The organism is Streptomyces sp. NPDC042201, assembly GCF_055582185.1.
Map to the genome: position 1 here is coordinate 175,800 of NZ_JBVJDS010000008.1, position 13,090 is coordinate 188,889.

Annotated in this window: 11 protein-coding genes; all 11 read left to right on the forward strand. The window is 72.2% G+C overall.

Annotated features, from left to right (window positions below; all coding sequences use genetic code 11):
• Positions 1-286 precede the first annotated feature (286 nt).
• The 11 genes from ACZ6MZ_RS20935 (at position 287) to ACZ6MZ_RS20985 (ending at position 13,089) form a co-directional block, all read left to right on the forward strand.
• Positions 287-1,342, forward strand: coding sequence for an XRE family transcriptional regulator (locus tag ACZ6MZ_RS20935; RefSeq protein ID WP_469353506.1), 1,056 nt, complete (start codon positions 287-289; stop codon positions 1,340-1,342).
• A 191-nt stretch (positions 1,343-1,533) separates the two neighbouring features.
• Positions 1,534-2,523, forward strand: coding sequence for a malate dehydrogenase (locus tag ACZ6MZ_RS20940; RefSeq protein WP_384182434.1), 990 nt, complete (start codon positions 1,534-1,536; stop codon positions 2,521-2,523).
• A 200-nt stretch (positions 2,524-2,723) separates the two neighbouring features.
• Positions 2,724-4,445 carry a hypothetical protein gene (locus tag ACZ6MZ_RS20945; protein ID WP_469353507.1) on the forward strand — a complete coding sequence of 574 codons (1,722 nt, stop codon included), beginning with the start codon at positions 2,724-2,726 and terminating at the stop codon, positions 4,443-4,445.
• Positions 4,432-4,806, forward strand: a complete 375-nt coding sequence (locus tag ACZ6MZ_RS20950) for a hypothetical protein (RefSeq protein ID WP_389783976.1) — start codon at positions 4,432-4,434, stop codon at positions 4,804-4,806. Before ACZ6MZ_RS20945 ends, ACZ6MZ_RS20950 begins: the two co-directional genes overlap by 14 nt.
• A gap of 3 nt (positions 4,807-4,809) precedes the next feature.
• Complete coding sequence (locus ACZ6MZ_RS20955) at positions 4,810-5,733, forward strand: hypothetical protein (RefSeq protein WP_469353509.1); 924 nt, start codon at positions 4,810-4,812, stop codon at positions 5,731-5,733.
• A 125-nt stretch (positions 5,734-5,858) separates the two neighbouring features.
• Positions 5,859-6,107 (forward strand): helix-turn-helix transcriptional regulator, encoded by a 249-nt coding sequence (locus ACZ6MZ_RS20960; RefSeq protein ID WP_469353511.1) that lies wholly within the window; start codon positions 5,859-5,861, stop codon positions 6,105-6,107.
• Entirely contained in the window at positions 6,104-6,646 is a 543-nt protein-coding gene (locus tag ACZ6MZ_RS20965) for a hypothetical protein (RefSeq protein WP_469353512.1), read from the forward strand. The genes ACZ6MZ_RS20960 and ACZ6MZ_RS20965 overlap by 4 nt, the downstream gene beginning before the upstream one ends.
• Positions 6,647-6,811: 165 nt before the next feature.
• Entirely contained in the window at positions 6,812-8,314 is a 1,503-nt protein-coding gene (locus ACZ6MZ_RS20970) for an aldehyde dehydrogenase family protein (RefSeq protein WP_469353514.1), read from the forward strand.
• A gap of 73 nt (positions 8,315-8,387) precedes the next feature.
• Entirely contained in the window at positions 8,388-9,926 is a 1,539-nt protein-coding gene (locus ACZ6MZ_RS20975) for a GMC family oxidoreductase (protein ID WP_469353515.1), read from the forward strand.
• Positions 9,923-11,131 (forward strand): quaternary amine ABC transporter ATP-binding protein, encoded by a 1,209-nt coding sequence (locus ACZ6MZ_RS20980; protein WP_469353517.1) that lies wholly within the window; start codon positions 9,923-9,925, stop codon positions 11,129-11,131. Before ACZ6MZ_RS20975 ends, ACZ6MZ_RS20980 begins: the two co-directional genes overlap by 4 nt.
• Positions 11,131-13,089, forward strand: coding sequence for an ABC transporter permease subunit (locus ACZ6MZ_RS20985; RefSeq protein WP_469353519.1), 1,959 nt, complete (start codon positions 11,131-11,133; stop codon positions 13,087-13,089). Before ACZ6MZ_RS20980 ends, ACZ6MZ_RS20985 begins: the two co-directional genes overlap by 1 nt.
• Position 13,090: the final 1 nt, after the last annotated feature.

A 13,090-nucleotide genomic window follows, 5' to 3' on the forward strand; every position in this document is an offset into this window, starting at 1 on the left:
TACGTACCCATGACGGCGCCCGTCCTCTCCCCCGTGGGAGGACGGGCGCCGTCCGTTGTGGTGGTGCCTCCCGGCACAGGCATCAGAGTCATGGACGCGCCAAAAGGGTTCAAGGGTTACCCGGTGCCTGTGGCACGGAGGTGACCATTCCGCCACGGTGTGATCAGCCCGCTACGGATGGGAGACTGGGGCGGGAGCGCCGGAGGCCGCCGGGAACGGCCGGGCCGGCGGTGGGGGAGCAGAGCGCGGGGCACATCGGGCACGTGCGGGGGACAAGGGGGAGGCAATGCCTCGTTGGAAGGCGCTACCGGACGAACTCGACCCACAGGTCAGGGAGTTCGCGAGCCAACTGCGCAGGCTGGTCGACCGCAGCGGTCTGGGCATCGCCGCGCTGGCGGACCGGACCGGCTACAGCAAGACGTCGTGGGAGCGCTATCTGAACGGGCGGCTGCTCCCGCCCAAGGGCGCGATCCTCGCGCTGGCCGAGGTGACCGGCACGCATCCGGTGCATCTGACCACCATGTGGGAGCTGGCGGAGCGCGCCTGGAGCCGGTCCGAGATGCGCCACGACATGACCATGGAACAGATACGGATCTCCCAGGCGCGCGAGGCCCTGGGCGAGTTCGGCCGGCCACCGGCCGGTGACCCCACCGGCCGCCGTGGCGCCGGTGCTCCCGGCGGTTTTCCCGGTGGCTTCCCCGGTGGCCGTGACGCCGCGTCGGCCGGCCCCGGCGCCGACGCGGGCAGGCCCCGGCCGTCCGCCGTACCGCAGGGGCGCGGCCCCGCCGGCCCGGGACAGCCGCCGGGCCACGCGCCCGCCGCCTCCCCCGGCCAGGCACGCGGACGGCGCAGGGCGACGCTCGTCGTGGCGGGTGTCGTCGGCGTGCTGCTGGTGGCCGCGACGGCCGTGCTGCTGACCGGCCTCGGTGGTGACGGCGACGACGCCAAGCCCGTCGCCGCGTCCCCGTCGCCCTCCCCGTCCACCAGCGACCCCGCGCTGCCGGCCGGGGTGAAGTGCGCCGCCGACGACTGCGCCGGCCAGGACCCGGAAGACATGGGCTGCGGCGGCGAGTTCGCGAAGACCGTCGCCAGCGCCACGGTCGGTACGGCCCTGATCGAGGTCCGCTACAGCGAGACCTGCGGGGCGGCCTGGGGACGGATCACCCAGGCGTCCGTCGGTGACACGGTCCAGATCACCTCCGGCGCGGGGGAGGGCCACAGCGGTTCCGTCGACGCCAGCATGGACGCGTACACCCCGATGGTCGCCGTGCCGGACGCCGCGGGCGCCACGGCGTGCGCGACACTCGCGAACGGCGAAACGGGCTGCACCCCGGCGCAGTAGGGAGACGGGCCGCACCCCGGCGCATCAGAAACGCCGTGAGCCGTGCCACAAGGGGGCGGCGGTGCGGGGAGTCCCGGGTCGGATAGCCTGATCGCCGGATATCTCTTCACGTCAAGATTCAGATCGGCGGCGGGGAGATGTCCCGCATCAGGGGCAGGGCCCCCACCGCCAGCTGTCTTACGGAGATCGCCATGACCCGCACTCCCGTGAATGTCACCGTCACCGGCGCGGCCGGCCAGATCGGCTACGCGCTGCTCTTCCGCATCGCCTCCGGCCACCTGCTCGGCGCGGATGTGCCGGTCAAGCTGCGCCTTCTGGAGATCCCGCAGGGTCTCAAGGCCGCCGAGGGCACCGCGATGGAGCTCGACGACTGCGCCTTCCCGCTGCTCCGCGGCATCGAGATCACGGACGACCCGAACGTCGGCTTCGACGGCGCGAATGTGGCCCTGCTGGTCGGTGCCCGCCCCCGTACGAAGGGCATGGAGCGCGGCGACCTGCTCTCCGCCAACGGCGGCATCTTCAAGCCGCAGGGCAAGGCGATCAACGACCATGCCGCGGACGACATCAAGGTCCTCGTCGTCGGCAACCCGGCCAACACGAACGCGCTGATCGCGCAGGCCGCCGCCCCCGACGTACCGGCCGAGCGCTTCACCGCGATGACCCGCCTCGACCACAACCGCGCCATCTCGCAGCTCGCGCGGAAGACCGGCGCCGCGGTCTCCGACATCAAGCGCCTGACGATCTGGGGCAACCACTCCGCCACGCAGTACCCCGACATCTTCCACGCGGAGATCGCCGGCAAGAACGCCGCGGAGACCGTCAACGACCAGGCCTGGCTGGCCGACACCTTCATCCCGACCGTCGCCAAGCGCGGCGCCGCGATCATCGAGGCCCGTGGCGCCTCCTCGGCCGCCTCCGCCGCCAACGCGGCCATCGACCACGTGTACACGTGGGTCAACGGCACCGCCGAGGGCGACTGGACCTCCATGGGCATCCCGTCCGACGGCTCCTACGGTGTGGCGGAGGGCCTGATCTCCTCCTTCCCGGTCACCACCAAGGACGGCGCGTACGAGATCGTCCAGGGCCTGGACATCAACGACTTCTCCCGGGCCCGGATCGACGCCTCGGTGCAGGAGCTGACCGAGGAGCGCGACGCGGTGCGCGGGCTCGGCCTGATCTGATCCCGGTCTGATCCGATCTCCGGCTGATCCGGTCCCGGTCTGATCCGATCTCCTCGTACGACTGGACGCCCCCGGCACGCGCCGGGGGCGTTCTGCGTGCGAAGGGGCACGCGGCGTCGGCCGGTGCCCTACGATGTCAGCTTCCGTAGCTGCCAACGCCCCTGTGCCGCATGGGTAGTTGACTCTTCAAGGGGATATCGTTGACCGAAATCGCGATGGCCCGGCAGCCCGGCGGCGGGGACAGTCAAGCGCAGGGCAGAGCACCGGTGGAGCCCGCCGCGAGCGAGGCGTGCCGGCTGCTCTGTGCCGGGGTCCATCTGGACGGCGGCTACCGGGACGCCGTCCTCGACGAGCTGTACCTCCACGAGGAGCGGTTCGTCGCCCCCTCGACCGGGATCGACGCGGCCCGGGTGCTCGCGCACGCGTTGCGCGCCCGCAGGACCGAACTCGGCTGGGCCGTCGGCATGCTGGCCCTGTGGATCTCCGCCGTACCCCTCACCAGCGGCCTGTTCCTGCTCCTGGTGCCGCCGTGTGTCCTGCTCGCGCTCGCGCCGTGGATCTCGGGCCGCTCGCCCCGAGCCCCCTGGTACCGCAAGGCCGCGGGCTTCCTGGTGCTCTGGTACGGACGGTTCCTGCTGGTCGGCGTCCTGGTGAGTCTCGTCCTGGTGGGCTTCTCCGGCGAGGACCCGCCGAGCGAGGTGGAGCTGGTGTCGGAGGGCGGCTCCCTGGTGCCCGGCCTGTCGGGCGGCTTCGACTCCTTCGCCGAGCCGGGCCGGGCCTGGGCCGCCCTGATCCTGTTCCTGCTGATCATGGTCGGAGTCGGCCTGCGGCGCGGCCAGTTCGCCCGGGTGATGACGAACGAACTCTCCGCCCGCCGCTTCCCCGAGGTCTCCTCCGACCCCGCCGAGCTGGCCTCCGGCGCCCGCTATCAGCGGCTGCGCGCCCGCATCCGCGCCGAGCAGCACGCGCCGCTGGTGATGTACCACTCGGCGAACCCGTTCCGCGGTGTCGGAGAGCCGTTCCGCCCCTGGACGCTCGCCGTGGAGCTGCGCCCCCGCAAGGACCGCAAGCCGGTGCCCGTCGACAACGGCGAGATCCTGCGCCGGATCGTCCCGCTGCTGGAGGCCCTGCGGGTGCCTTCCCCGCACGGTTCGCCGGAAGCGGCGGACGCGGTACGTGACCGGCTGCGCGAACTGCGCGTCGACGAGTGCGTGTTCCTGCCGGTCGACGGGCTCACGCGGCGGGACGGAGCCCCGTACGACGACGCGAGCTTCGGCCCGCACCGCGACGGCTCCGTCGAGGAGGGCGGCGAGGCGCGGCGCCACTTCCTGCGCATCAGGGTGGGCGGCTGGCACGAGGAGCTGGTCGTCACCGTCTTCGTACGCGTCCACACCCAGGGCGGCATGCTCATGCTGGAGGTCGCCCCCCATGTGCTGATGCCCGTACGCCCCCAGTTCCGCGAGGCGGACCGGGTGGCGCACCGGTATCTGAACAACTCCTTCATCGGCAAGGCGGCCTGGGCGCTGGCGCACGCGCCGGAGTCGATGGGGCAGGCCCTGCTGGCCCTGGTGCGCTACCTCGTCAGCGCGTGGGAACTGCTCACCGGCGGACAGGCCGGCGCGCTGCCGGACGGACCGGCCGTCTCCGTCCGGGAACTCGGTTCCGACTCCGAGGCGTCCCTCTTCCAGGAGATGGACGTGAGCCGGTATCTCAAGAGCGTCGAGGACCGCGTGGCGGGCGGAGTGCGGCTCGCCCTGTACGAAGCGGGCTGGCAGACGGCCGAGTTCGAACAGAAGATCGTGAACGTCGCCAACGGCGGAGTCTTCATCGAGACCGCGCAGGACAGCGCCATCGGCATCGGCGATCACAACAGCGTCAGCAACCGCAACGAGGGAGCGGGGAGCAGCAATGGCAGGGACTGACGAGGGCCGTCCGGGCGTGCGTATCGGCTCGGTGAGCGGCAGCGCGTTCAGCATCGGTGACCACAACACCGTCACCAACACCAATGGCGCGGAAGCGGCGGGCGACCCGGCCCAGGCGGAGTTGCTGGCCGCCGTGCAGGCGCTGCGCGCGGACCTGGCGCGCTTCGTCGCCACCGACGACACCGCCGCGCTCGACGCCGAACTCGTCGCCGCCGAGGAGGAGATCACCACGGCCGGCGCCGCGGGCCCCGGCAGACTCGCCCGGCTCCGTGACGCGCTGGCGGTGGCCGGCGGCGTCGCGGGGACGCTCGCGTCCGGGGTCGCCGTCGGCCAGGCCGTCGGCGCGCTGCTGGGCGGCTGACAGGTGACGGGAGAGGGACGGGCGGCCGGGGACCGGCCGCGCTGGAACGCCGACACCCAGCGCTGGGAGAGCGGCGAGGCGCCGGCGGCGTACCGACCGCCGCCGCCCCCGCTGCCGCTGTTCGCGCCGTACGGCCCGGACGCCTCTGACGCCGGGTCCGGTCCCGGGCACGACGGCGCCGGCGGCGGGGCGGGCGGCCCGCGTGGCGGTCCGTGGGGGGCGGGCTCCCACCGCACATCCGTCGTCGTGATCGCCGTCGCCGCCGTGCTGGGCGCGGGCAGCGTGGCCGCCTGGCTCTCCTGGGGCCGGGACAGTGCCACGGACGAGGCGTCCCCGCAGCCGGGCGTCAGCGCCACGGACGGCTCGTATGCCACGGACCTCACGGACGCACCGTCGGTCACGGACGACCCGGCCGCCACGGAGAGCACGGAAGGAACGGGCGACCCGGGCGACCCCGGCTCCGCCTCGCTGCCGCCCGGTTTCCGGGTGGCCGAGGACCCCAAGGGCTTCACCCTCGCCGTACCCGAAGGCTGGGAGCGGACCTCGGGCAGTACCGGTGTCTTCTACACCGCGCCCGACGAGCTCAGCCTGATCCAGGTCTTCACGATCGCGGAGGAGGGCATGACGTCGGAGGAGCTGGTCCGGCAGTCGTCGGCGAACCTCGCCGAGAGCAACGACGGCTATACGGAAGCCGGCGTCGGCGCGGTGAGCGGCGGGGACGAGAACCCGGCCGGTGACGCCGCCGAGCTCGTCTACTCGTACGACAGCGAGAAGACCGGTGGCCGCCGCCAGGGCATCGAGCGGGTCTTCACCGCGACCGACGGGCAGCGGTACGCCGTGCTGGTGGCCGCTCCCGCCGGGGAGATCTCGTCCCAGCGGCGCACGCTGGAGACGGCTCTGGAGCACTTCGAGCCCGGCTGGAGCTGAGGCCGGCCCCGCCCAGGACCGCAGCAGGACCACCGCCGGAGGCCCCGACACCGCGACACCGCGGGTCGGGGCCTTTCGCCTGTCCACGGTTGCGGACCTCCACCCGAATGTAGTACTTCTTATACATGAGCGAGCAGGTACACAACAGGCTGGCGGTGGTCAGGGCTGAGCGGAAAGTGTCCCGCCAGCAGCTGGCCGAGGCGGTGGGTGCCCACTACCAGACCGTCGGCTACATCGAGCGGGGTCAGTACAACCCCAGTCTTGACCTGGCACTGAAGATCGCGGAGTTCTTCGGTCTCCCCGTGGAGGCGCTGTTCTCCCTCGAACCCTTCAGCCCGCTCACGGACGAGGTCTACGGGAGGAAACAGCGATGACCACACGGCAGATGCCGGAGCCGACGGCGTACGACCGGCGGATGTACGCGCTGATGAACAAGGGTGAGGGGCGGTCCTTCTACGCGACGGCGGCCCGCAGGCGCGGCATCGTCTGCGCGCATATCGCGCTGACCGCGCTCGGCGCCGCGGCCTGGATCATGGTGGGCTTCTCCGACCAGCGGTGGGCCCTCTTCGTGCTGGTCGGGGTGGGGCTGCCGTGGTGCCTCGCGACCGGCCTGATCAACTCCGCCACACGCGGGCTGCTTGAGCTGCGCGGCCGCGTCCTCGACGAGCGGCAGCGCGCGGAGCGCCACCGCGTCCAGGCCCGCGCCCACCGGGCGACCTCGTTTCTGCTGCTGGCCGGCGCGCTCGCCGCGGGTGCGGTCGGCTGGCTCGGAGAGGTGCAGGCCGAGGTGCGGGTCGAGGTGCTGCTCGCACCCGTCCTGGTCGGGGTCCTCGTCGTGCACTGGCTGATGCCGCTGTGGGTGGCCGGGCTGCTGGTCGAGGACGAGCCCGCCGAGGAGCTCATCGAGGAGTAACCGACCTTCCATACGGGCCATATGCCCTCATATCGCGTGTATGCCCCGTGACCCGACGCACTTCGGGTCACGGGGCAGGCATGCTTTCCGCCCTTCGGGGCAGGCGCCGGAGTCGCCAGTTCTCGCTGGTGGAGAACGATCCGGGAATGGAAGGCAAGACGCGACGTGTCGGCACAACAGACAATTCATGTGGGCGGAGAGTGGCGAGAAGCCGCCTCCGGTGCCACCCGCGACATTCTCGACCCCGCCGACGCCACGGTGCTCGCCGTCGTCTCCGAAGGCGGGGCCGAGGACGTGGACGCGGCGGTCGCCGCAGCGCGTACGGCCTTCGACGAGGGCCCGTGGCCCCGTACCCCGGTCGCCGAGCGGGCCGGGCTGCTGCGGCGGACCGCCGACCTGCTGATCCGCGACCGCGAGAAGATAGCGCTGCTGGAGAGCAAGGACTCGGGCAAGACCCTGGAGGAAGGCCGCGTCGACGTCGACTGCGTCGCCGACGCCTTCCGCTACTTCGCGGACCTCGTGATGAACGAGAGTGGCGGCCGGGTCGTCGACGCCGGATCCGACACCGTCCACAGCGTCGTCGTGCATGAGCCCGTCGGTGTGTGCGCGCTGATCACCCCCTGGAACTACCCCCTCCTCCAGGCGAGTTGGAAGATCGCTCCGGCGCTCGCCGCGGGCAACACCTTTGTGATCAAGCCGAGCGAGATCACCCCGCTCTCCACGGTCGACCTCATCGATCTGCTCGGCGAGGCGGGGCTGCCGCCCGGCGTCGCCAATGTCGTGACCGGCGCGGGCGACCCCGTGGGCGCCCGGATGTCCGAGCACCCCGAGGTGGACCTCGTCTCGTTCACCGGTGGACTCAGCAGCGGTACGAAGGTGATGCGGGCGGCCGCCGCCGGAGTGAAGAAGGTCGCCCTCGAACTCGGCGGCAAGAACCCCAACGTGGTCTTCGCCGACGCCTGCGCCACGGACGAGTCCTTCGACACCGCCGTCGACCAGGCGCTCAACGCCGCCTTCATCCACAGCGGTCAGGTCTGCTCGGCCGGCTCACGCCTCATCATCGAGGAGTCCCTACGCGAGCGCTTCGTCGGCGAACTCGCCCGCCGCGCCCAGCGGATCCGGCTCGGACGCGGCACCGGCAAGGGCGTGGAGTGCGGACCGCTCGTCTCCGCACAGCAGTTGGCGAAGACCGAGGAGTATGTCGCCTCGGCGCTGGCTGAGGGCGCCGTCCTGCGCTCCGGCGGCAAGCGGCCCGAGCCGTCCGACGTACGGTCCGCCGACGGCTACTTCTACGAGCCGACCGTCCTCGACCAGTGTCACCGCGAGATGCGCGTCGTCCGCGAGGAGGTCTTCGGACCCGTGCTGACGGTGGAGACCTTCCGTACGGAGGACGAAGCCGTCGCCCTCGCCAACGACACCGAATACGGACTGGCGGGCGGCGTGTGGAGCGCGGACCCGGGGCGCGCGCGGCGCGTGGCCGGGCGGCTACGGCACGGCACCGTATGGATCAACGACTTCCACCCCTATCTCCCGCAGGCGGAGTGGGGCGGCTTCGGCAAGTCCGGCATCGGCCGGGAGCTGGGGCCCGCCGGGCTGGCCGAGTACCGCGAGGCCAAGCACATCTACCAGAACCTGGAGCCGCGCCCGGTGCGCTGGTTCGCGGGCTGACCACCCCGCGCGCCGGCGCGCGCCCACGAGCGACAGAACCTCGCACCACCTCGGGAAGAGGAGCAGAGCAGCTATGGCCGAATACGACTACGTCGTCGTCGGGGGCGGTACCGCGGGATCGGTGATCGCCTCCCGGCTCACCGAGAACCCGGACATCAGCGTCGCCGTCATCGAGGGCGGGCCCTCCGACGTCGGCCGCGAGGACGTGCTGACCCTGCGGCGCTGGATGGGGCTGCTCGGCGGTGAACTGGACTACGACTACCCGACGACGGAACAGCCGCGGGGCAATTCACACATCCGGCACAGCAGGGCCCGGGTGCTCGGCGGCTGCTCCTCCCACAACACGCTCATCGCCTTCAAGCCGCTGCCGTCGGACTGGGACGAGTGGGCGGCGGCCGGGGCCGAAGGCTGGGACGCCGGTTCCATGGACCCGTACTTCGACCGGCTGCGCAACAACATCGTGCCGGTGGACGAGCGGGACCGTAACGCCATCGCCCGCGACTTCGTGGACGCGGCGCAGACGGCGCTGGGCCTCCCGCGCGTCGAGGGCTTCAACAAGCAGCCCTTCCACGAGGGCGTGGGCTTCTTCGACCTCGCGTACCACCCGGAGAACAACAAGCGGTCCTCGGCGTCGGTCGCCTATCTCCATCCCTTCCTGGACCGGCCCAATCTCCATCTGCTGCTGGAGACCTGGGCGTTCAGGCTGGAGCTGGACGGCACGCGCGCGACGGGCGTGCGGGTGAGGACCGAGGACGGCGAGGAACGGCTGATCGAGGCCCGGCGCGAGGTCCTCGTCTGCGCGGGCGCGGTGGACACGCCGAGACTGCTGCTGCACTCCGGCATCGGGCCCCGCGCGGACCTGGAGAAGCTCGGTATTCCCGTCGTCCATGATCTGCCGGGCGTCGGGGAGAACCTCCTCGACCACCCGGAATCGGTGATCGTCTGGGAGACGCACGGGCCGATACCGGAGAACTCCGCGATGGACTCCGACGCCGGCCTCTTCGTCCGGCGCGACGCACACGCCGAGGGCCCGGACCTGATGTTCCACTTCTACCAGATCCCGTTCACCGACAACCCGGAGCGGCTGGGGTACGAACGCCCCGAGCACGGCGTGTCGATGACCCCGAACATCCCCAAGCCGCGCAGCCGCGGCCGGCTCTCCCTGACAAGCGCGGACCCGGCGGTCAAACCGGCCCTGGATTTCCGCTACTTCACGGACGAAGACGACTACGACGGCCGGACCCTGGTCGACGGAATCAGGATCGCGCGGCAGGTCGCCGCGTCCGAGCCGCTGGCGACCTGGCTCAAGCGCGAGGTCTGCCCGGGGCCCGGCGTCACCTCCGACGAGGAGCTGAGCGAGTACGCCCGTAAGTGCGCGCACACCGTGTACCACCCGGCCGGCACCTGCCGGATGGGCGCCGTGACCGATGAACAGGCCGTGGTCTCACCGGACTTGAAGATCCGCGGACTCGACGGCATCCGTATCGCCGACGCGTCCGTCTTCCCGACGATGCCCGCGGTGAATCCGATGATCGGGGTCCTGATGGTCGGGGAGAAATGCGCCGAACTGCTTGCCGAGGCGGGCACCGAGAAGAAGGGCTCGAACCGATGAGCGGACACGCGGGACACGCGGGACTCGACGGGACCGACGGAAGCGACGCACGCGACCGGGCGGCGACGCGCGCGGACGCCCTGGCCAAGGACCTCACCGCACCGGGCAGGGCGGCCGATGTGCCGGACCGGCCGCCGGTCTTCTCCGTACGCCACCTGTGGAAGGTCTTCGGCCCCAAGGCGCACCGCGTCCCGGCCGACCCCGCACTCGGCGCGCTCACCCCGGCCGAGCTGCGCGAGCAGACCGGCTGCACCGCCGCCGTACGCGATGTCTCCTTCGACGTCCGCAAGGGCGAGGTCTTCGTCGTCATGGGCCTGTCAGGCTCCGGCAAGTCCACGCTGGTGCGCTGTCTGACCCGGCTCATCGAGCCCACGGCCGGCGAGATCGCCATCGACGGCGAGGAGGTCCTCGCCATGGACAAGGCCCGGCTGCGCGAACTGCGCCGCCACCGCGCCGCCATGGTCTTCCAGCACTTCGGCCTGCTGCCGCACCGCTCGGTCCTCGACAATGTCGCCTACGGCCTGGAGATCCAGGGCATGGGGCGGGCCGAGCGGCGGGAGAAGGCCGCCGAGGTCGTCGGCAAGGTGGGCCTCGACGGCTTGGAGAGCCGCCGTCCCGGCCAGCTCTCCGGCGGTCAGCAGCAGCGGGTCGGGCTGGCCCGCGCGCTCGCCGTCGACCCCCAAGTACTGCTGTTCGACGAGCCGTTCAGCGCGCTCGACCCGCTGATCCGCCGCGACATGCAGGAGGAGGTCATCCGGCTGCACCGCGAGGAGGGCCGCACGATGGTCTTCATCACCCACGATCTGAACGAGGCGCTGCGCCTCGGCGACCGGATCGCGCTGATGCGCGACGGCCGCATCGTGCAGCTGGGCACGCCGGAAGAGATCGTGGGCCGGCCGGCCGACGCGTACGTACGGGACTTCGTCCGCGACGTACCGCGCGAGCAGGTCATCACCGTCGCGGCCGCCATGCGGCGCGCGGTGGCCGGTGACGCCGACTCCGGCCCCGCACTGGCCCCGACCGCGACCGTCTCCGAGGCGATCGAGGCGGTCGCGCGCTCCGGGGACGCCGCGGCGCGCGTGGTCGACAACGGCAGGCTGCTCGGCGTCGTCGACCACGCGTGCCTGCTGGCAGTGGTGGCGGGAACGGGAGGTTCGCAGGCGCCGCCCGAAGCGACGGCCGGGGTGGGAACGGCGGTCCTCTGATGACCACCGCCACCGCCCCCGCGTCCGTCCCGCGCGGCGGACTCGCCTCCGCGCTCAGGAACCGTACGGCGGGCAAGCTGCTGCTGCTCGCCGTCTTCGCCGCGGTCCTCGTACCGCTGGCCCTCACCCGCTGGCCGGGCACCGCCTGGCCCGGCGCGCTGACCGTCGATCTGTCGGGCCCGCTCGGAAGCGCCAGCGACTGGATCATCGACAACCGCGACAGCCACCCCCTCTTCCTCTACTTCTTCGGGCACATCAGCAACGCCGTCGTGCTCTCCGTGCGCGGGGTGTATCTGCTGCTGCTCGCCGCCGGCTGGGCCGGGGTCACCGCGGCGGCGGGGCTGATCGCCTGGCGGGTCGCGGGCGTACGGCTCGCCCTGACCGCGGTCGTCTCGATCGCCGTCTGCGGGCTGCTCGGCATGTGGGTGCCGACCATGCAGACCCTGGCGCTGATGATCGTGGCGGTCACCGTGTCCGTGGTGCTGGGAGCGCTGCTCGGCCTCGCCGCCGGACTCTCGGACCGGCTGTACCGGGCGCTGCGGCCACTGCTCGACACCATGCAGGTGCTGCCCGCCTTCGCCTATCTGCTGCCCGTGGTGCTGATCTTCGGCATCGGCGTCCCGGCGGCGGTCCTCGCGACCGTCGTGTACGCGGCTCCGCCGATGGCCCGGCTCACCGCGCTCGGCCTGCGCGACGCCGACCGGGGCGTGATGGAGGCCGTCGCCTCGCTCGGCGCGACCGGGCGGCAGCGGCTATTGACCGCGCGGCTGCCGCTCGCCCGCAAGGAGCTGCTGCTCGGCCTCAACCAGACGATCATGATGGCGCTCTCGATGGCCGTGATCGCGTCGGTGATCGGCGCCGGCGGCCTCGGTGACCGGGTCTACCAGGCGCTGGCCTCGGTCGATGTGGGCGCGGCGCTGGCCGCGGGGCTGCCGATCGTGCTGCTCGCGGTCGTCCTCGACCGTACGACGGCGGCCGCCGGCTCCGGCCTGGACCGCCCGGGTGCGGCCCGGCTCCGTACGGGATGGCGCGGCTGGGCGATCGTCGCCGCGGCGACCGTCCTGGTCGCGGCCGCGGGACGGTTCGCCGACCGGCTCACGTGGCCCGGTACCTGGACCGTGGACATCGCCGAACCCGTCAACCGCGCCGTCGACTGGATGACGGGCCATCTCTACACCGGGGTTCCCGTCGTCGGCGGCACCGCCGACTGGGCGGGACGCTTCACCACCTGGGTCCTCGACCCGCTGCGCGGCGGTCTCCAGGGCCTGCCCTGGTGGGCCGTCCTGCTGGTCGTCGCCGGGCTCGCCCTGCTGATCGGCACCTGGCGGACGGCGCTGACCGCTGTCCTCGCCATGGCCGCCATCGGCGTACTCGGCGTGTGGAAGCCGTCGCTGGACACGCTGTCCCAGGTGCTGGCCGCCGTCGCGGTGACCGTGGTCATCGGCTTCGCCGCCGGTATCGCGGCGGCCCGCAGCACGCGGGTGGAAGCGCTGCTCCGTCCCGTCCTGGACGTCTTCCAGACCCTGCCGCAGTTCGTCTATCTGATTCCGGTGGTCGCGCTCTTCGGCGTGGGGCGCGCTCCGGCGGTCGCCGCCGCCGTCGTCTACGCGCTGCCCGCCGTCGTACGCATCACCACGCAGGGGCTGCGCCAGGTCGACCCGGCGGCCCTCGAGGCGGCGCGCTCGCTCGGCGCGACCAGCGGCCAGCAGCTGCGCCAGGTACAGCTGCCACTGGCCAGTCCGGCGCTGCTCCTCGCGCTCAACCAGGGCGTGGTCCTGGTGCTCGCCGTCGTCATCATCGGCGGTCTGGTCGGCGGCGGAGCGCTCGGGTACGACGTCGTGTTCGGCCTGGCCCAGGGCGACTTGGCGACCGGACTCGTCGCCGGCGCCGCCATCGTCTGTCTCGGGCTGATGCTCGACCGGGTCACCCAGCCCACCGAACGCCGGAAGGTGGCCTGAC